Origin of the sequence: Pseudomonas congelans, from assembly GCF_900103225.1 — a bacterium.
In the GTDB taxonomy this organism is placed as follows: domain Bacteria; phylum Pseudomonadota; class Gammaproteobacteria; order Pseudomonadales; family Pseudomonadaceae; genus Aquipseudomonas; species Aquipseudomonas congelans.
The window spans coordinates 842872-861269 of the sequence record NZ_FNJH01000002.1 but is presented as its reverse complement, the minus strand read 5'-3'; the positions used below and the strand labels follow the sequence as shown (position 1 = coordinate 861269).

The window sequence follows — 18398 nt, the reverse complement described above, 5'->3', positions numbered from 1 at the left end:
CCGGCAGCCTTGCAACTGAAGGCTTTAGAGCACGACGCTCGGCAGCCACAACGAGATGGCGGGAACGTAGGTCACCAGCATCAGCACCAGCAAAAGCGCGACGTAGAACGGCACCAGTGCTTTTACCGTCGCTTCAATGGTGACCTTGCCCACGGCAGCACCGACGAACAGCACCGCGCCCACCGGCGGGGTAATCAGCCCGATCCCCAGATTGACCAGCATGATCATGCCGAAGTGCACAGGATCGATACCGACACCGACGATGACCGGCAGCAGAATCGGGGTCAGGATCAGAATCAGCGGTGCCATGTCCATGACCGTGCCGAGCAGCAGCAACATCACGTTGATGCACATCAGGATCACGTAGCGGTTGTCCGACAGGGTCAGGAACGCGGTGGTGATCTTCATCGGGATTTCCATCAGCGTCAGGATGTAACCGAAGCTGGCGGCAAAGCCGATCAGGATCATCACGATGGAAATGGTGCGTGCCGCCCGGTGCATCAGTTTCGGCAGATCGCGCCATTTGTAGTCGCGGTAGATGAACATGGTGACGAAGAACGACCAGAGTACGGCAATGGCCGCCGACTCGGTGGCAGTGAAAATCCCCGACAGAATACCGCCGAGAATAATGACCATGGCCATCATGCCCCAAAGCGCTTCACCGGCAATTTTCAGTGCCTGGCGCAGGGGGATCACTTCACCCTTGGGGTAATTGCGCTTGCGCGCGAAGATCATGCACAGGCCCATCATCACTGCGCTGAGCAGCAGCCCCGGCAAGATGCCGGCCATGAACAGCGACGCGATCGACACCGTGCCGCCTGCTGCCAGCGAATAAAGCACCGAGTTGTGGCTGGGCGGTGTCAGCAGCGCCTGCACCGAGCCGCTGACGGTCACTGCCGTCGAGAAGTCCCGCGGGTAGCCGTTGCGTTCCATTTCCGGGATCAGCACCGAGCCCACCGAGGCCGTGTCGGCCACCGAGGAACCTGAAATGGCGCCGAAGAAGGTCGAGGCCACGATGTTGACCAGCGACAGGCCGCCACGCACGAAGCCCACCAGCACTGCGGCAAACGCGACCAGGCGTCGCGACATGCCGCCTTCGGCCATGATTGCTCCGGCCAGCACGAAGAACGGAATCGCCAACAGCGAGAATTTGTTCACCCCGCCCGCGATCTGGATCATCAGTGCATCGGCCGGAATGTCGATCCACCAGGCGCCGATCAGGGCTGAAAGGCCCAGCGCGTAGGCCACCGGCATGCCGATCAGGATCAGCGCGATAAAGCTGCCCAACAGTATAAAAGCGTCCATTTATGCGGCACCTTCGCTTTCTTCAATGACGTCGAACCGCATGACCGCGCGATGACTCTGGTCACCCAGCAACAACCTTTCCAGGACGAATACCAGGGTCACGAGGCCGCCAAGGGGGATCGGCAGATAAGAGATACCGACGCGCAGAAACGGCAGTTCGCCGACGAATTGATTCCAGGTGGTGGCGCACAGCTTGAAGCCCTTGAAGATCATGAACAGGGCGACGATCGCCATCAGCATCTGCACCACCACGCTGGCGACTCTGCGCACCTGCAGCGGCATGCGGTCCACGGCCATCGACACGGCCATGTGCGCACCGGCCCGGTAACTGGCCGCTGCGCCGAAAAAGGTAAACACCACCATCAGCAGGATGGCGGTGGGTTCAGGCCAGCTGGAACCGCTGCCGAGGATGTAGCGGGCAAAGATGCCCCAGGGAATGATCAGGGTCATGATCAACACCGACAGACCGGCAATGCCGATGCAGACCCGATAAAGCGTGTCGTTGATGCGCAATAGCGTATTTTTCATGAGGCTCACCACTGCGGCGGCGAACGAGCTGGTGCTCGTTCCCGCTGCTTGATCGGGACAGGCTTATTGGGCCGCTTGGGGATTGCTAGCGGCCAGTGCAGGATTGGTCTGAACCGCTTCGATGCGGCTGATCAGATCCTTGTAAGGCGCACCGAATTTGTCGCGCACCGGCTGGGTGGCGTCGTAGAAGGCTTTCTTCTGCTCTGGCGTCAGCGTGATGAATTCCACACCTGCTGCCTTGAGTTTGGTCTCGGCATCGGCTGACGACTTGTCCCACAGCGCGCGCTCTTCCATCTGCGCTTCACGTGCGAGCTTTTTCACCAGCGCCTGCTGCTCGGGGTTGAGCTTTTCCCACGTGGTTTTCGACATCACGATGGGCTCGGGCAGGATCAGGTGTTCGGTCATGGTGAAGAACTTGGCGTTCTGGTAGTGGTTATGCTGGAAATACGTCGGCGGGTTGTTTTCCGCACCATCGATGACGCCGGTCTGCAGGGCGCTGAAGATCTCGCCAGTGGCCATGGCGATGCCGTTGCCGCCCATGTCGTTGATGGTTTCGATGAACACCGGATTGCCCTGGACACGGATTTTCATGCCTTTGAGGTCGGAAATCTGCCGTACCGGTTTCTTGGTGTACAGGTTGCGGGTGCCGCCATCCATCCAGGCCAGGGCGACCATGTTGAATTGCGAATTGGTGATCTTGTCGAGGATTTCCTGACCGATCTCGCCATCGATGATGGTGCGCATATGCGCCTGATCACGGAACACAAACGGCAGGTTGAAGACGTTGACGTCCGGCACCACCGGGCCGACGATGCCGAGGCTGACGCGGGTCATCTGCACGGCACCGCTCTGGACCTGCTCGACGACCTCCTTCTCGGAGCCGAGCACGCCGCCCGCGTACATCTTGAAACTGATCTCGCCCTTGGACTGTTCTTCGAGTTTCTTGCCCATGTTCTGCTCTGCCACGACCGGCGCGTAGCCTGCCGGGTGAACTTCGGCGAACTTGATTTTGACCTCGGCGTGGGCCATGCCTGACACACAGAAGGCCAGCGGAAGTGCTGCGATGAGAAGCGTGCGTTTGAAATCCATGGATATCTCCGATTTTGTTATTTTTGGTCGAGCTACGGGATTTTCGGTAGGGCGCTGTCAGCCCTGAAACGTGGGTTCCTCCAGGCCTTTGACGCCAGGTCGCAGTGCGAACACACCTCCGGCCAGCGGCTGATCGCCGAGATCGCCACCCGGGCGAATGGACGTCACGAACAGGGTGTCCAGATTGGGGCCGCCAAAGGCACACATGGCTGGCTTTTTCACCGGCACGACCAGCGAGCGGTCGAGTTTGCCGGTGGGGGTGAAGCGGTGAACCAGGCCTGCGTCGTTACCGCAGATCCAGTAGCAGCCGTCGGTATCGATCGCCGCACCGTCGGGGCGACCCAGGTGATGGTTCATGTCGACAAACAGGCGGCGATTGTGCGGCGTGCCGCTGTCGGTGTCGTAATCGAAAGCCCAGATCTTCTGCACGCTGGGGTGCGAGTCGGACAGGTACATGATCTTGCCGTCGGGGCTGAACGCCAGGCCATTGGGAACGATGAAGTCTTCGAGCTGAGCGTCCAGTGTCGTCTGGCCTGCGCTGTAGCGATACAGCGCACCCACCCTCGCACTGGCGGCCATGTCCATGAACATGGTGCCCGCCCAGAACCGACCCTGTCGGTCGCAGCGGCCATCATTGAAGCGCATGCCTGTCTGCGCGTGTTCGACGCTGGCCAGAAGCGTGCTGATCAGGCTGCCGTCTTCGCAGGGCTGCAAATGAAAGATTCCGTTCTCCATCCCTGCAACCCAGCCACCCCGGCTGTCAGCGGCGATACAGGCCAGCATCTGCGGCGCCTTCCAGCTGCGCGTGCTGTCCTGATTGAAGTCCCAGCGATGCAACTCGCCCTTGGGAATATCCACCCAGTACAACGCTTGATCACGCACGCTCCAGACCGGGCTTTCGCCGGTGGCGTTCTGTGCATCGACAATCAGTTCGGCATCCATGGCAGTTCGTGTCTCCAGAGTGTTGCGAGAGGAAAGCGCTGCTTATTGGTCGCCGAACGGTCCTGAAGCGACAAAGGCACCGCCCTGGTAGAGCATTGCCGGGTCATCGGCTGCCGGCAGCGGCTGGGCTTCGACCTTCTCGCGGAACACTTCCGAGCTGTCTTTCGGGGTGTAATCCAGTTTGCTGGCCAGGCGGTTGTCCCACCAGACGGTCTTGTTGTCCGAGACGCCGTAGACCACGGTATGGCCCACGTCTGGCGTATACAGAGAGCGTTCGATCAACTGGGTCAGGTCAGCAAAGCTCAGCCAGGTGCTCATCATTCGGCGGTTTTGCGGTTCGGCAAACGACGAGCCGATGCGGATGCTCACGGTTTCGATGCCGTAGCGATCGAAGTAGAAGCTGGCCATGTCTTCGCCGTAGGACTTGGACAGACCGTAGTAGCTGTCCGGGCGGCGAGGGGAGTGCGCGTCGATGGTTTCGCTCTGCTTGTAGAAACCGATCACGTGGTTGGAACTGGCGAAGATCACGCGTTTTACGCCGTGCCGGCGGGCGGCTTCGTAGATGTGGAACACACCGCAGATATTGGCGCCGAGGATTTCTTCGAACGGTCGCTCGACCGATACACCGCCGAAATGCACGATCGCGTCGACGCCTTCGACCAGTTGGTGTACGGCGTCCTTGTTGGCCAGATCGCAGACGTGCACTTCTTCACGGTCGTTGGTGGCGGGTGCCATCTCGGCAATGTCGGAGAGCCGCAGCACTTTTGTGTAAGGGCGCAGTGTTTCGCGCAATACCTTGCCCAGGCCACCTGCCGCGCCGGTCAGCAGGAGGCGATTGAAGGGAGTTTGAGTGGTATGAGCCGATGCCATGAGAGAAGTCCCGATTGTTATTTTTGTCATCTGTTGTCGTATGACTTGCCGGATTATCGGCACCGCATACGTTGATTGTCAACGCGGCCAAGGTCTAAAAACGAGCTGTGCTCGCACTTGGCCGGATACATTTGTAACAAGGCAAAACCTGCCGTTGCCGACAGGCTCTGCCACCGGTTTCAGAGCAACGAAATAGGGTAGCTGACGAACACGCGGTTTTCGTCGAATTCGTTGGTACTGAAATCTCGACGCAGGCTGGAGTTACGCCATTTGACGTTCAGATTCTTCAGCGCACCGCTCTGTACGGTGTAGGCCAGCTCAGACTCTCGGCCCCATTCCTTGCCGTCAGTGATGTTGCCGGTGTGCACATTTTCGCCGCTGATGTAGCGATTCATCAGGGTCAGGCCGGGCACGCCCAGCGTTGCGAAGTTGTAGTCGTGGCGCAGCTGCCAGGATTTCTCCTTGGCGTTGTCGTAGCTGGAGTTGTAACTGTCGTTGGCCAGCGTACCGCCGCTGGTGCCGTTGACGCGCATCCACGCCGTGTCGCCAGTCAGCTTCTGCAGACCGACATAGAAGGTACTGCCACCGTAGCGGGCCGAGAGCAGCGCGTAGGCCGTCTTGTTATCCAGGTCGCCGGCCAGTTTGTTGCCGTCTTCCTTGCCGATGAAATAACCCAGGTTCGCGCCCAGGGTCCAGTCGCCGAGCGGCTGGCTGTGCAGCAGGTTGAAGAATTGCTGCTGATAGATGTCCTGCAGCTCCGAGTACCAGACACCTACCTGAGTGCGCTTGTCGTTGAAGACGTACTCACCGCCGCCGAAGTTGAAGCGGTCCGAGGTGAATGCGCCTCGCCCGTTCAGCGACATGTCTTCCATGCTCGCATCGTTGCGCGGGCTGTTACCGCGGAACTGCCCGCCATACAGCGTCAGGCCGTCGATCTCCTTGGACGTGACCTGGCCACCGCGAAACGTCTGCGGCAACGAACGACCGTCATCGGAGCGCAGGATCGGCAGCACCGGCATCCACTCGCCGACCTTCAGTTCGGTCTTGGAAATCCGCGCCTTGCCTGCCACGCCCAGACGCCCGAAATCATCGGCCGGACGACCGTCGCTGTGGATCGGCAGCAACTGGGTGCCGCCCGTGCCCTTACCGCCATCGAGCTTGAGCGAATACAGGCCCAGCACGTCAACCCCGAAACCCACCACGCCCTGAGTGAAGCCCGACTTGGCGTCGAGAATGAAGCTTTGCGTCCACTCTTCGGCCTTGTTCTGCGGCGCCGCACTGTTCGGGAAAGCCGGGTTGGTGAAGTTGCGGTTGAAGTAGGCATTACGCAGGGTGAGCGTGGCTTTGGTGTCGTCGACGAAACCCTCGGCCATGCCGAGCATCGGGAAAATCAGCGTCATGCCGCCGACGCCCAGCAGGATGCGTGAGCGGGTAGTGTGAGATGTCATTATTGTTGTGCTCCCTTGTTTAGTGAAACCGTCCCCTTTCCTGGCTGCGCGCAAGCGGCGGCCGACACCTTCGAGGATTACGTGATGCCTGTCGCCAGGCATGGCCTCGACCTGCAGGCGGCCGAGTACCGTTCGCTGAGTTTCAGCGAATGTTGTGAATCGAGAAGGGTGTCTGGTAGTGCGGGTTTTCAGTAAACGAGGTGTCACTGATCAAGGCGTCGATGATTGAGCCCTTGCTGATCGAGCGGGCAGACGCGGTGTGAGTGTTCATGATGGAAAGGCCTCGGTGTTGTTTTTATTTTTTGGCGTTATAGGTTGTCGTACAACTACGAGGATTATTTGCAGACCGTTGCCGCGTTGTCAACGCACCCATGGTCGAGGTTTAACGATTCACCGGTCATTTGCAGTGCCACTGTAAGCAAAATTAAATGCGAGTGAACGCTGCGGGCGGGTGTGCAGTCCACCCGGTAATCCCGTTCATTTTTTGGAGACTGCCGAATGAATCGTTTCACCCAAAAAGTCATCGTCGTCACAGGTGCCGGTTCCGGAATCGGCGAAGCGACCGCCAAACGTTTTGCCGAGGAAGGCGCAAGCGTCGTACTGGTCGGGCGCAATCGCGACAAGCTGGCCAAAGTGGCCGCCCAACTGAAAGGCGAAGGGCACTTGGTCAGAGCCACGGATGTGGCCGACCCGAGCGACGTTGAAGCGCTGTTCAAGGAAGTCGCGACCCGCTTCGGGCGTCTGGATGTGCTGGTCAACAATGCCGGCATCGTCAAGTCCGGCAAAGTGACCGAGCTGGGCATAGAAGACTGGAAAGAGCTGATGTCTGTGGACCTGGACGGTGTGTTCTATTGCACCCGCACCGCCATGCCGGCACTGATCGCCAGCAAAGGCAACATCATCAATGTCTCGTCGGTGTCCGGCCTGGGCGGCGACTGGGGCATGAGCTTCTATAACGCGGCCAAGGGCGCCATCACCAACTTCACCCGTTCGCTGGCCATGGACCATGGTGCTGACGGCGTACGCGTGAATGCCGTCTGCCCCTCTCTGACCCGCAGCGAGCTGACCGAAGACATGCTGGGTGACAAAGCATTGATGGCCAAATTCATGGAGCGCATCCCTTTGGGGCGCCCGGGCGAAGCCGAAGACGTCGGCGACGTGATCGCCTTTCTGGCCAGTGACGACGCGCGCTTCGTGACCGGCGTCAACCTGCCGGTGGACGGTGGCCTGTCGGCTTCCAACGGGCAGCCGCCGCAGGCGTGACGTTTACGCAGAAACAATCAAGCCCGGTAAAGACCGGGCTTGATGTCAACGCCGGGTGATCAGATCCGGAAGTGGCTGACCATCGTCTGCAACTGCCCGCCCAGGCGCGCCAGTTCGACGCTGGACGCAGCGGTCTCTTCGCTGGCCGAAGCGGTCTGCTCGGACACATCGCGCACGTTGACGATGCTGCGGCTGATTTCTTCAGCGACCGCGCTTTGCTCTTCAGCGGCGGCAGCAATCTGCTGGTTCATCGCCTGAATGCTCGACACCGTTTGTGTGATGCTGCCCAGCGACGTGCCAGCCTTACGGCTTAGGGTCACGCTGCTGACAGTCAGTTCACGGCTGTTGAGCATGATGCTGGACACCTGGCGCGTACCGCTCTGCAACGCAGCGACCAGTGTTTCGATCTCTACGGTGGATTGCTGCGTACGTTGGGCCAGGCCGCGGACTTCGTCGGCGACCACCGCAAAACCACGTCCGGCTTCACCCGCACGGGCCGCTTCGATAGCAGCGTTGAGCGCCAGCAGGTTGGTCTGTTCGGCTACCGCCTTGATGACGTCCATGACCTTGCCGATCTTGTCGCTTTCCTGCTCCAGCTGAGTCATGGCATCAGCGGAGCGACCCACTTCAGTGGCCAGACGCTCGATCTGCGCGATCGCTTCACCCACCACCTTGTCACCGTCACGTGCTTCGCGGTCGGCGTTGGAAGCGGCCTGCGAGGCCTGTTCGGCGTTACGTGCCACTTCTGCAACCGTCGCCGACATCTCGTGCATGGCGGTGGCGACCTGATCGGTTTCGACTTTCTGGTTGTTGACGCCAGCACTGGTCTGTTCTGTAACCGCCGACAGCTCTTCGGCGGCACTGGCGATCTGTACGACGCTGTCGCGAATACCGCCAATCAGCTCGCGCAGGGTGGTGCCCATGCGCTGGATGCCTTGCTGCAGAACACCCAGTTCATCACGGCGCGTCACCTCCAGGGTCTGGGTCAGGTCACCGGATGCAATACGGTCGACCACCGCCAGGGTTTCCTGCAGGGGACGGGTAATCTGCCGGGTGATGATCACGGCGGCGATGATGCCCAGAATGATAGCCAACAGTGTGCAGGTGATCTGCGTGGTACGTGCCTGTGCGCTTTCCTGATCGCGGCGATCCAGTTGCAGCTTGTACATGTCCTCGCTGATCTTGACGATATCCTGCCCTTGCGTGGTCATTTCCTTACGCGCCTGGACGATTGTGCCCGTGGCGGCCTTGAAGTTTTGCAAGGTCGTGCGGTACGCCATCAATGAGGTTTCCAGCTGCCTGAGCTGATCGGCCTGAGTGCCGCTGAAGGTCGCCTTGAGCGCGTCCAGATCCTTGATGGCCGCATCCAGTTTCGAGACAGCTGCCTGCTCGTTCTCGGGCGTGGCATTGGTGGTGTAGCCGCGCACTTCATAGCGCGCGAGTCTCAAGTCATCTTTGGCATCGGTGACGAGCCGGTACTGCTCGAAGCGGTTGGTGTCAGCCGGGTCCATGTTTCTGACTTCAGTCACAAGCTGCTCGAACACCGCGAGGCTTTTGCTCGCGTGAGTCGTCAGTTCATCACGAGCAGCGGTGCTGGACCTGTAGCCACTGCGCATGTTGTTGAGGGACTTCTGGTAGTCAGCGATCACGACGCCCAACTGCTCGAGCATTTTCACGTTTTCAGGACTTTTGAACGAGGCCTGCAGTTTTTCCTGGTAGGCCTTGAAGCTGTCCAGAGAAACCTGCACGGTTTCAGCGACCTTCTCGTCGCCGTCGGCCACCATGTATTGCAGGCGTGTCACGCGCAGTTTGGTCAACTGTGCATTGAGTGACGTAATGTCACTCATCCAGTTGCTGCGCTTGATCAGTCCGCCCATGCTGGTCCAGCCAGTCAGTGCAAGAATGGCTGTAAAAACAAGTACCAGACCGAAGCCAAGGGCAAGTTTCATATTCACGCTGATGTTTGCAAACCAGCTACTCATTAAATTCTCCAACAACTGCCATTGAAACGGTCTTATCCCTGAAAGGTATGGCTTACAGGTCAGGGGTGGGTTTAGGTATACAGACGCTATCGGCAGGGACTGGCCAAGCTGAAATAAAAAATAAAGAAAGTTCCGCGACGCCCCGGATATTTTTTTCCAGGCATATCATTTGCGCCTGCACATCGTTATAAAGCACCGCCGAAGTCATTCAAACAGAGCGCCGCATTTCCTGTGAGACGGCACACTGTCGGCTGTGTTTGCGAGATTAAAACCCTATCCGTTGCAGGTTCATTGTGTGTGCAGGGCATGACATTTTTTATGTCGCAAGTTGCTCTGGCATCCGAACCTGCTTCCAGCAGTCCTGTTGAGATGCCTTGTCATGAATTTGAAGTTTCGTCATAAGATTCTGCTGGCCGCGGCCGGTGTAGTGGTGCTGGCATTCGCCTTGTTCACCTTGTACAACGATTACCTGCAACGCAAGACGATCAACCAGAACCTTGAGTCCTCTGTCGCTCAGGCAGGTCAGTTGACTGCCAGCAGCGTCCAGAACTGGCTGAGCGGGCGCATTCTGGTGCTGGAAAACCTCACCCAGAACGTAGCCTTTCAGGGCGTCAATTCTGACCTCGGCGGGCTGGTGTCGCAGTCTGCGCTGGTATCGACCTTTCAGTTCACCTATGTCGGTGACAGCAAAGGCGTGTTCACTCAGCGACCCAATGTGGATATGCCAGCGGGCTACGACCCTCGCCAGCGGCCCTGGTACAAGTCCACCGTCGACGCAGGCAAGACCATTCTCAGCGCGCCTTATCTGGCTTCCGTGGGTGGTCTGGTGGTAACGATCGCCAGCCCGGTCAAGGCCGCAGGCCAGGTTACGGGTGTCGTCGGCGGCGATCTGAGCCTCGACACACTGGTCAAGATCATCAACTCGGTCGAATTCGGCGGGCTGGGTTATGCCTTTCTGGTCAGTGGGGACGGACAGATCATTGTCAGTCCGGACAAGGAACAGGTGATGAAAAACCTCAAGGATATCTACCCCGGACAGACCATCAGCCTGGATGCCCGCTTGCGTGAGGTGACCCTCAATGGTCAGCAGCGGCTGCTGTCCTTTACCCCGATCACCGGGCTGCCTTCGGCTGACTGGTACATTGGTCTGTCGATCGACAAGGACAAGGCCTATGCGCCGTTGAGCCAGTTTCGCAGTTCGGCGATGGTTGCCGTGCTGATTGCAGTGGCCGTGATTGCGTTGCTGTTGAGCCTGCTCATTCGTGCGCTGATGCGCCCGTTGACCGACATGGGCCGCGCGATGCAGGACATCGCCCAGGGCGAGGGTGATTTGACCCGGCGCCTGAGCATTCAGGGCAAGGACGAGTTCGCCGCGCTGGGTGGCTCGTTCAATCAGTTCGTGGAGCGCGTTCATGCGTCCATCGTTGAAGTCTCCTCCGCGACGCTTCAGGTGCATGACCTGTCGCAACGGGTGGTCAACTCCTCCAATTCGTCCATCGTCGGTTTCGATGAGCAGAGCGCCCGAACCAACAACGTCGCTGCAGCGATCAACGAGCTGGGGGCCGCAACCCAGGAGATTGCCCGCAACGCATCGGACGCTTCGATCCAGGCCAGTGAGGCCCGCAATCAGGCAGAAGACGGTCAGGTAGTGGTCGAGAAGACAATCCACGCAATGAGCGCACTGTCGGCCAAGATCAGTGATTCCTGCACGCAGATCGAGCAGCTCAACGCCAGCACCGAAAACATCGGCCACATTCTGGATGTCATCAAAGGCATCTCGCAGCAGACCAACCTGCTGGCCCTCAACGCGGCCATCGAAGCCGCTCGCGCGGGTGAGGCCGGACGCGGTTTTGCGGTGGTTGCCGACGAGGTGCGCAACCTTGCGCATCGTACCCAGACATCGGCCGACGAGATCCACAAGATGATTGGCGGCCTGCAGACCGGCTCTCAGCATGCCGTACTCAACATGAATGAAAGCCAGACGTCGAGTCAGGAAAGTGTCGAAGTTGCCAATCAGGCGGGCAGTCGCCTACGCGATGTAACGCGGCGCATTGGCGATATCGATGGCATGAATCAATCCGTTGCCGCTGCGACAGAAGAGCAGACTGCTGTTGTGGAAACACTCAATATCGATATCAATCAGATCAATACGCTCAATCAACAAGGCGTGGCCAACCTTAATGAAACGCTCAAGGATTGTGCTGCACTTTCGCAACAAGCCGGGCGTTTGAAGCAACTGGTCGACAGCTTCAAGATTTGACCGTACATCCAGTAACAGAGGCCGGCCACTTACAGGTGGCCCGGCCTTTAAGCGTGAGAGATCAAACGCACCAGCGCGTGGTGTTTCAGCAAACCCGCTGGATCGCCCGGCGTCATCCGCCCATTAAAAAGCCTGCTCGATGGCAGGCTTTTTGTCAGAGATCCTTTTTAACCTCTTTATCGATGTGCTTGTCAGCCTTGTGACGCTCCTTGTCGTCATGCTTCGCACCTTTGTCGACCTCGTCGGCGTCGTGCTTCATACCCTTGTCCACTTCCTTGGCGTCATGATCGACACCTTTATCCAGCTCACGATTATCGTGTCGGACACCCTTTTCCAGCTCACTCTCTGCAAGGGCGACGGGCGCTACAGCACCCGCCAGGAAGAGGGCGGCAGTCATTGAGAGTACGAGTTTACGCATGCTTTGCTCCTTCATGAGAAATGCTGGCTCGTCTTGAGCCATCATTTTCGAGCATAGACCAGGCATTCATAGTGAAAAATGCAGTTCGTCGAAAGGCCGCCTCGGGTAATGATCCAGTCCAGTCGCGGCCTTCAAACAGCTGCTTTCACCAGAATGCTTTCGTCGATCTGCTCAATCGACGTCACCCCGGTCAACGTCATGGCGACATGCATTTCCCTGGCAAAAATATCCAGCATATTCTCGACGCCACGCTGCCCATCGGCGCCCAGCGCATAGGCCATCGAGCGCCCGAGCAACACGCCTTTGGCGCCGAGGGCGAGCATGCGCACCACATCAAGCCCCGAGCGAATGCCGGAGTCGACCAGCACTGTCATGTCACTGCCGACAGCCTGGGCAATGGGCGGCAATGCCCTGGCGGTGGACAGCGCCCCATCCAGCTGACGTCCGCCGTGGTTGGATACCACAATGCCGTCCGCGCCAAAGCTCAGCGCATCCCTGGCATCCTGCGGATCAAGAATGCCTTTGATGATCATCGGCCCTTGCCAGAACTCGCGGATCCACTCCAGATCCTTCCAACTGATCGACGGGTCGAAGTTGTTCGCCAGCCAGCCCACGTAGTCCTCCAGCGTGGTGGCTTTACCCAGGTATTTGGAGATATTGCCCAGATCATGAGGGCGACCGAGCAGGCCGACATTCAAGGCCCAGTCAGGCTTGGTCATGGCTTGCAGAATGCGTCGAGGCGCGGCATAGGGCCCGGACATACCCGAGTGTGCATCTCGATAACGCGCGCCGGGCGTCGGCATGTCGACGGTAAAGACCAGTGTCGTGACACCCGCCGCTTTGGCACGCTCCAGAGCGTTTTTCATAAAACCACGGTCTTTGAGCACGTAGAGCTGAAACCAGATCGCCTGTTTGCTCTGCGACGCTACCTCCTCAATCGAACACACAGACACCGTCGACAGACAGAATGGAACCCGCTTGTTCGCCGCCGCCTTGGCTGCCTGCACCTCACCCCGTCGCGCATACATGCCGCTCAGGCCTACGGGGCTGAGGATAATCGGCATGGCCAGGGATTCGCCAAACAGCCTGGTTTCAAGGCTCAGGTTGTCGATATTTTTGAGAACGCGCTGGCGCAGACTGATACCGCTCAGGTCCGAACTGTTGGCGCGCAGCGTGTGTTCTGCATACGCACCACCGTCAATGTAATCAAACAGAAAGCGCGGGAGTTTGCGTTTGGCCGCTACACGGTAATCGGATGCTGAAGAAATAATCATGACGGTTTTCCTGGGCGAATAAATCTGCGAACCGAGGCCGCCAGACGTGAGCGGCAGGTTCAGATTACGAAAAAACCGACTATGATCAAAACAACTAATACAACTTGAATTCAGTCGGAAATCGAATACTTGTGAACCTTCGAACATTGCGCACTTTTGTCGAAGTGGTACGTCAGGGTAGCTTCTCCCAGGCCGCTGACGTTGTATCGCTTACCCAGTCCACCGTCAGCAAAGCCGTCAAGACGCTTGAAGATGAATTGGGTACACCGCTGTTGAGCCGTATTGGCCACCGCAGCGAGCTGACCGCTGCCGGAGAAATCGTCTACCGCCGCGCTCTGACTCTGTTGGCTGAACGCAACGATCTGCTGACCGAGCTCAACGACCTGCGCGGTTTGAAGGGCGGCGTGCTGCGCATCGGTCTGCCACCCGTGGGCAGCGGTGCGCTTTTCGCCACGATGTTCACTCAATACCGCGCCCGCTATCCGGACATCGATATTCAGCTTACGGAACATGGCGCGAGCAAACTGCATGAGTGCCTGGCTTCGGGAGAAGTAGAGCTGGCTGCACTGTTGAAGATGAACTCGTTCAGTGAAGAGTTCGATTACCAGGATGTGCGCATCGAGCCGGTGGTGGTGGTCGTGGCAGAAACCCACCCGTTGGCAAAGCGCAAACGGGTCTTCATTGAAGAATTGGCCGAAACACCGTTTATCCTCTTCGAAGCCGGGTTTGCACTGAACGCCATGATTAAACTGGCATGCGACCGCAAGGGCGTTACGCCCAAAGTGACCGCACGCAGTGGTCAGGTCGACTTTATTGTCGATCTGGTCTCGGCAGGGCTGGGTGTCGCGTTCCTGCCGAGGATGCTGGCGCAGAAGCATTATCACGACGGGATTCGATTGGTTGCGCTGAGCGAGCCGGATACCGATTGGCATATGGTGTTGGCATGGCGCAAGAACGCGCACTTGTCACCTGCGGCCGAGGCCTGGTTGGCGCTCGCCAGGGAAACCCGTCTGCAAATGAAATCCTGATTTGGGCTGATCATTCCAGAGGCGTGCTTTAGCGCGATCGATGCTGAAGCATGTGCACGGAGCCGGGGGCACCAGGAGGGGACAAGACGGGAAAGCCAGAAACAAGAAAGCCCGCACGAGGCGGGCTTCTTGTTGACTCACAGTTATCAGAAGAAAACTGTGAATCGGTACTTGGTGGCTACACAGGGACTTGAACCCCGGACCCCAGCATTATGAATGCTATGCTCTAACCAACTGAGCTATGTAGCCAAGTGGCGCGCATTATTCTCGGAGAACGCATATGTGTCAAGCGTTGTTGTGAAAAATAATTGCGTGCGATCAACCGGTTAGGGCTCAACCCTCGCTGAGGGTGCGTTTTTTCGGGGTTTGAGCGCATCGTCAATGTCTTCCCGTATGGCTTGAGCATGCGGCCATATAAAGAACGTTTCCAGCCTGATCTACGGTCCGGTTCTTGCTTTGTTGTGCATGAAGCGTCAATTACTGCGCCCTTTGCATGAAATACAACGCGGCGCCCGCGCTTTTCGTACCAATGTGAAGCAACACGTATCGCCATTGAAACAAGAACATGGCATTTTGCTGCTAGCGTTTTTTAAAAAAAAGGCATCGCCTCTGTTTGTGCAGATCTGGCAGGTGTTCACGGGGAGTCGCAGGACATGAACAGTCTTTTGTCACCAGGCATGCGCCTGATGGGAAATTTTGGTTTTGCTCGCAAGTTTCAGGTCTTGTTCCTGCTGTTCGTGTTGCCGCTGGTGGGGTGCGCGTGGGTCATCACCAAGGAGTACAGCAACAAGCTCGATGTCATTTCCGGAGAGCAATCAGGCGTGCGTCAACTGCTCGCGCTCGATGATCTGAACGTCGAGTTGTCCGCCCAGCGCGACCATGCCGCCCGCTGGAAAGCGGCCGACATCCTGCGCGAGCCGACTCCGGCTGCAAAAGCTGCCATGGCCAGCGTCGATGCGGGCATCCCTCGTATTGCCAAGGCGCTGGAGGGCGTTCAGGCCGTATTGGTCGAGGAGAAAGCGCCGGTTGATACCATGAACCGGTTCAAGGCGCTGCAAGCCGCGGTCACCGGCCTGGATACGGCGTCATTGCGCACGGTGGGCTGGTGGCCTGATGGCTATGACCGATTCACTGCAGTGCTGAATCTGGTCCAGGCACTGCGCGAGCAGATTGCCATGGACAGCGGGTTGATTCTCGACCCATGGCTTGAAACCTACATGCTCATGCAGCTCTCCACCCAGCAAGTGCCGGACCTGATCGAGCGTATCGGTCGTCTGTCGAGTGTGGGGCAGACGTCGGTGGCATCCGGTCAGTTCAGCCTGCAGAGCCGTCTGCAAATGCGTGATCTGCGTGGTCGCATCGATGATTCCAAGGATCAGATGCAAAAGGCTGCCGGCCTGCTGCTATCCAAGCTTCCCGAGCAGTTACAGCCCTGGGCCGACAAGTACGCTGCGGTAATGCAAGTGCTGGAAGCACAGCTGAAGGTGATTGATGACGGTGTTTTCGGCGGCAGTATCAAGCTAAAGCCGGAAGAGTTCGAAAACAGCATCGACGCCTTGACCGGCAGCATGGTGGATTTGCGCAGGCAGTCGCTTGAGGCGCTCAATGGACGCCTCGATTACTACCATGAGACCTCCAACACGGAGTTCATCCCGATGGCGGTGGTCTTCTGTGTTCTGGTGATCATGGCGATCTATCTGTTCGCCTGTCTGCAATCCTCGATTCGCAACAGCGCCAAAGGCATCACCACGCTGGCTGAATCCCTGCGTGACGGCAATCTGTGTGTGGAAGTGGCTGTGCAGGGCCGTGACGAACTTGCTGCCATCAGTCGCGCGCTGAATGTCGCGGTGGTGCAACTGCGTACCAGCCTGCTGGGCGTCAATCAGGAAACCGTTCGCGTCGGCGACGCCGTGCTGACGCTGAGTGCTCAGTCCAGCGGGACGCTCACCGAAGTCGAGGACCAGCAACAGCAGATCAGTCAGATCGCCGCCGCAGCCACCGAGCTGGCTGCCACTTCTCAAGGCGTGGCGAGAAGCTGTGAGCAGGCATCGGAAAGCGCCAGGCAGACGCGCCAGATTGCTCAGCAAAGCAGCCAGGACAGCCAGCGCACCACTGACAGCATTCAGCAGCTCAATCAGCGCCTGACCGAAACTGCCGCCGCGCTGGGTCGGGTCAGCGAGCAGGGCCAGCAGATTCAATCGGTGGTGGATGCCATTCGCGGTATCGCCGAACAGACCAACCTGCTGGCCCTCAACGCAGCCATCGAGGCGGCACGCGCCGGTGAGCAGGGTCGCGGTTTCGCCGTGGTCGCCGATGAAGTGCGCAGCCTGTCCCAGCGCACCCAGGCCTCGACCGCTCAGATCGCCGGCACAGTCGACAGCTTGCGCTCCACCGTGACGCAGGCGGTCAACCTGATGGAAGCGGCCTGCGGGCAAGCCGTCAACGATGCGCAGTCGGTGACCGGGCTGGGCGTCCGCCTGGGCGAAATCGCCATAGCAGTGCAGGGTGTGACCGATACGCTGGCGCAGATATCGACCGCCGTGGAAGAACAGGCGACGACCGCTGATGAAGTGAGCAGCAACATCCAGCAGGTCGATCAGGCCGCAGGGCGTTTGCTGGAAGGTGCCCGTGCGGTCAATCAGGCGGCGGATACACTGAGTCAGGGCAGCCGGGCGTTGAATGACAATACGGCGCGGTTTCGGTTGGGGTGATTGGACGGCTGGCCACGTCACACTGAAAAACCGGCGTGGTCATACACAGCCGGTTTTTTCGTATTTGTGGCCGTGATGTATGAAAGTTGGATAAACGGATGTGCATTCAATCATTTGAGGACTGACGGGAGTCGACACAAGGCGTAAAATGCGCGGTTTTTGCAGGCGAAAGGTTTCTTGAGAACGCAGCTCACCGAAAAACACAGAGCGGATGGTGACGGCTCGCTAAGACGTCGAGGTTTATCCGAGGTGTCAGGTCGCTCACGCGTCGCTATTTTGATGTGCACGTACAACGGGGCTGAGTACCTTCGTGAGCAGCTAGAGTCGTTTTCCGCTCAGACCTTTCGCAATTGGGTTCTTTATGTTTCCGACGATGCGTCGACCGACGACACTCTTCGCATTTTGTCCGAATACCAGGTTCGCTGGGGGGCGGAGCGACTAGTCATTTTCAGCGGCCCCTGCAAGGGCTTCGCGGAGAACTTTGTCTCTCTGGTCAAGCGCCCTGAAATAGAAGCTGATTATTTTGCGTTCAGTGACCAGGATGACGTCTGGTTCAGCGACAAGCTGGAGAGAAGCGTGGGGCGCCTTGAGCTCTTGAAGCCCGATGCGCCGGCGCTTTACTGCTCCAGAACCCGGCTGGTGGATGCAGACCTGAAGGTAATCGGGGTTTCCCCGCTATTCAAAAAAACGCCGTCTTTCAAAAATGCCTTGGTTCAGAGTCTGGCAGGTGCCAATACGATGCTGATCAACCAGGCGGCGCGGGATCTTTTGGCCCAATTGCCTGAACACGCTCCACTGATCGCCCATGACTGGCTGACCTACCTTCTTGTAACAGGGTGTGGTGGTCAGGTTTTCTATGATGCCGACCCCTGCCTCTACTATCGTCAGCACCGAGGAAACTTGATAGGCGCGAATGCGAGTACTCGAGAAAGGCTGGTGCGGTTTCGTAAAATGCTCTCGGGACGATTTGTCGAGTGGAACGATGCGAACGTGTCGGTTCTGAAGGGGATGGAGTCTGTGCTCACTGAAGAAAGCAGGAGCGTACTGACGTATTTCGACACCGGTCGAAGAGAAGTTTTTTTGAAGCGCGTCTTGACTCTGCGAAAGGCCGGGATCTACCGGCAGACGGTGCAGGGTAATCTAAGTCTGATATTGGCAGTGTGTGTGGGGCGGGTGTAGCAGGCGAGCAATCTTGCGTTGTGTTACGCAAGGCGCTTTGTAATGATCCAGAGAGGCATATTCGTCAAAGCATCTTCATTGGAAAGTTTACGGTGCGTGGA

Annotated in this window: 15 protein-coding genes, 1 tRNA gene and 2 pseudogenes; 6 read left to right on the top strand and 12 right to left on the bottom strand. The window is 58.2% G+C overall.

Annotated features, from left to right (window positions below):
- Nucleotides 1–24: 24 nt before the first annotated feature.
- The 7 genes from BLR20_RS10995 to BLR20_RS28230 all read right to left on the bottom strand — a co-directional run bounded on the left by BLR20_RS10995 (nt 25) and on the right by BLR20_RS28230 (nt 6453).
- Nucleotides 25–1305, bottom strand: a complete 1281-nt coding sequence (locus BLR20_RS10995) for a TRAP transporter large permease (protein ID WP_054992450.1) — start codon at nt 1303–1305, stop codon at nt 25–27.
- On the bottom strand, nt 1306–1833 hold the full coding sequence (locus tag BLR20_RS10990) for a TRAP transporter small permease (protein ID WP_054992449.1): 528 nt from the start codon (nt 1831–1833) through the stop codon (nt 1306–1308).
- Between the two features lie 63 nt (nt 1834–1896).
- Nucleotides 1897–2922, bottom strand: a complete 1026-nt coding sequence (locus BLR20_RS10985; RefSeq protein ID WP_054992448.1) for a TRAP transporter substrate-binding protein — start codon at nt 2920–2922, stop codon at nt 1897–1899.
- Between the two features lie 57 nt (nt 2923–2979).
- Nucleotides 2980–3864 (bottom strand): glucurono-1,5-lactonase, encoded by an 885-nt coding sequence (locus BLR20_RS10980; protein ID WP_054992447.1) that lies wholly within the window; start codon nt 3862–3864, stop codon nt 2980–2982.
- Nucleotides 3865–3906: 42 nt separating this feature from the next.
- Nucleotides 3907–4734, bottom strand: coding sequence for an NAD-dependent epimerase/dehydratase family protein (locus BLR20_RS10975; protein WP_010430315.1), 828 nt, complete (start codon nt 4732–4734; stop codon nt 3907–3909).
- A gap of 179 nt (nt 4735–4913) precedes the next feature.
- Nucleotides 4914–6182, bottom strand: a complete 1269-nt coding sequence (locus BLR20_RS10970) for an OprD family porin (protein ID WP_054992446.1) — start codon at nt 6180–6182, stop codon at nt 4914–4916.
- Between the two features lie 142 nt (nt 6183–6324).
- On the bottom strand, nt 6325–6453 hold the full coding sequence (locus tag BLR20_RS28230) for a hypothetical protein (RefSeq protein WP_010430311.1): 129 nt from the start codon (nt 6451–6453) through the stop codon (nt 6325–6327).
- Nucleotides 6454–6680: 227 nt separating this feature from the next.
- Between BLR20_RS28230 and budC the strand changes: the two genes are divergently transcribed.
- Nucleotides 6681–7445, top strand: a complete 765-nt coding sequence (budC, locus tag BLR20_RS10960; protein WP_054992445.1) for a meso-2,3-butanediol dehydrogenase — start codon at nt 6681–6683, stop codon at nt 7443–7445.
- Between the two features lie 59 nt (nt 7446–7504).
- Here the strand turns inward: budC and BLR20_RS28445 are convergent, their stop codons facing one another.
- Both BLR20_RS28445 and BLR20_RS28440 read right to left on the bottom strand, forming a co-directional pair.
- Nucleotides 7505–8209 carry a methyl-accepting chemotaxis protein gene (locus tag BLR20_RS28445; protein ID WP_412778612.1) on the bottom strand — a complete coding sequence of 235 codons (705 nt, stop codon included), beginning with the start codon at nt 8207–8209 and terminating at the stop codon, nt 7505–7507.
- 198 nt (nt 8210–8407) lie between these two features.
- Nucleotides 8408–9292 (bottom strand): annotated as a pseudogene (locus BLR20_RS28440) (methyl-accepting chemotaxis protein); the annotation flags it as partial.
- 514 nt (nt 9293–9806) lie between these two features.
- Here BLR20_RS28440 and BLR20_RS28435 point away from each other — a divergent pair.
- A pseudogene (locus BLR20_RS28435) lies at nt 9807–10781 on the top strand (cache domain-containing protein); the annotation flags it as partial.
- A gap of 45 nt (nt 10782–10826) precedes the next feature.
- Nucleotides 10827–11687, top strand: a complete 861-nt coding sequence (locus BLR20_RS28430) for a methyl-accepting chemotaxis protein (RefSeq protein WP_411378467.1) — start codon at nt 10827–10829, stop codon at nt 11685–11687.
- Nucleotides 11688–11841: 154 nt separating this feature from the next.
- On the opposite strand, the gene BLR20_RS10945 is transcribed toward BLR20_RS28430, so the two are convergent.
- Together BLR20_RS10945 and lldD are read right to left on the bottom strand one after the other, a co-directional pair.
- Nucleotides 11842–12105, bottom strand: a complete 264-nt coding sequence (locus BLR20_RS10945) for a hypothetical protein (protein ID WP_010430304.1) — start codon at nt 12103–12105, stop codon at nt 11842–11844.
- Between the two features lie 131 nt (nt 12106–12236).
- Nucleotides 12237–13379: an FMN-dependent L-lactate dehydrogenase LldD gene (gene lldD / locus BLR20_RS10940; protein ID WP_054992442.1), complete on the bottom strand. Its 1143-nt coding sequence runs from the start codon at nt 13377–13379 to the stop codon at nt 12237–12239.
- A 131-nt stretch (nt 13380–13510) separates the two neighbouring features.
- On the opposite strand from lldD, the gene BLR20_RS10935 reads away from it, so the two are divergent.
- Nucleotides 13511–14407 (top strand): LysR family transcriptional regulator, encoded by an 897-nt coding sequence (locus BLR20_RS10935; RefSeq protein ID WP_054992441.1) that lies wholly within the window; start codon nt 13511–13513, stop codon nt 14405–14407.
- 172 nt (nt 14408–14579) lie between these two features.
- Here the strand turns inward: BLR20_RS10935 and BLR20_RS10930 are convergent.
- Nucleotides 14580–14656 (bottom strand) — tRNA-Met (locus BLR20_RS10930).
- Nucleotides 14657–15060: 404 nt separating this feature from the next.
- On the opposite strand from BLR20_RS10930, the gene BLR20_RS10925 reads away from it, so the two are divergent.
- Together BLR20_RS10925 and BLR20_RS10920 are read left to right on the top strand one after the other, a co-directional pair.
- A complete protein-coding gene (locus BLR20_RS10925) occupies nt 15061–17118 on the top strand; it encodes a methyl-accepting chemotaxis protein (protein WP_054992440.1) in 2058 nt (685 codons plus the stop codon).
- 177 nt (nt 17119–17295) lie between these two features.
- The gene (locus BLR20_RS10920; RefSeq protein WP_074594674.1) at nt 17296–18297 is read left to right on the top strand and encodes a glycosyltransferase family 2 protein; all 1002 of its coding nucleotides are present in this window, start codon (nt 17296–17298) and stop codon (nt 18295–18297) included.
- The last annotated feature ends 101 nt before the right edge of the window (nt 18298–18398 follow it).

Excerpts from the sequence above, each read along its gene's own strand:
- BLR20_RS10995 (WP_054992450.1), bottom strand. The coding sequence starts at position 1,305 with ATGGACGCTTTTATACTGTTGGGCAGCTTTATCGCGCTGATCCTGATC.
- BLR20_RS10990 (WP_054992449.1), bottom strand. The coding sequence starts at position 1,833 with ATGAAAAATACGCTATTGCGCATCAACGACACGCTTTATCGGGTCTGC.
- BLR20_RS10985 (WP_054992448.1), bottom strand. The coding sequence starts at position 2,922 with ATGGATTTCAAACGCACGCTTCTCATCGCAGCACTTCCGCTGGCCTTC.
- BLR20_RS10980 (WP_054992447.1), bottom strand. The coding sequence starts at position 3,864 with ATGGATGCCGAACTGATTGTCGATGCACAGAACGCCACCGGCGAAAGC.
- BLR20_RS10975 (WP_010430315.1), bottom strand. The coding sequence starts at position 4,734 with ATGGCATCGGCTCATACCACTCAAACTCCCTTCAATCGCCTCCTGCTG.
- BLR20_RS10970 (WP_054992446.1), bottom strand. The coding sequence starts at position 6,182 with ATGACATCTCACACTACCCGCTCACGCATCCTGCTGGGCGTCGGCGGC.
- BLR20_RS28230 (WP_010430311.1), bottom strand. The coding sequence starts at position 6,453 with ATGAACACTCACACCGCGTCTGCCCGCTCGATCAGCAAGGGCTCAATC.
- budC (WP_054992445.1), top strand. The coding sequence starts at position 6,681 with ATGAATCGTTTCACCCAAAAAGTCATCGTCGTCACAGGTGCCGGTTCC.
- BLR20_RS28445 (WP_412778612.1), bottom strand. The coding sequence starts at position 8,209 with ATGTCGGCGACGGTTGCAGAAGTGGCACGTAACGCCGAACAGGCCTCG.
- BLR20_RS10945 (WP_010430304.1), bottom strand. The coding sequence starts at position 12,105 with ATGCGTAAACTCGTACTCTCAATGACTGCCGCCCTCTTCCTGGCGGGT.
- lldD (WP_054992442.1), bottom strand. The coding sequence starts at position 13,379 with ATGATTATTTCTTCAGCATCCGATTACCGTGTAGCGGCCAAACGCAAA.
- BLR20_RS10925 (WP_054992440.1), top strand. The coding sequence starts at position 15,061 with ATGAACAGTCTTTTGTCACCAGGCATGCGCCTGATGGGAAATTTTGGT.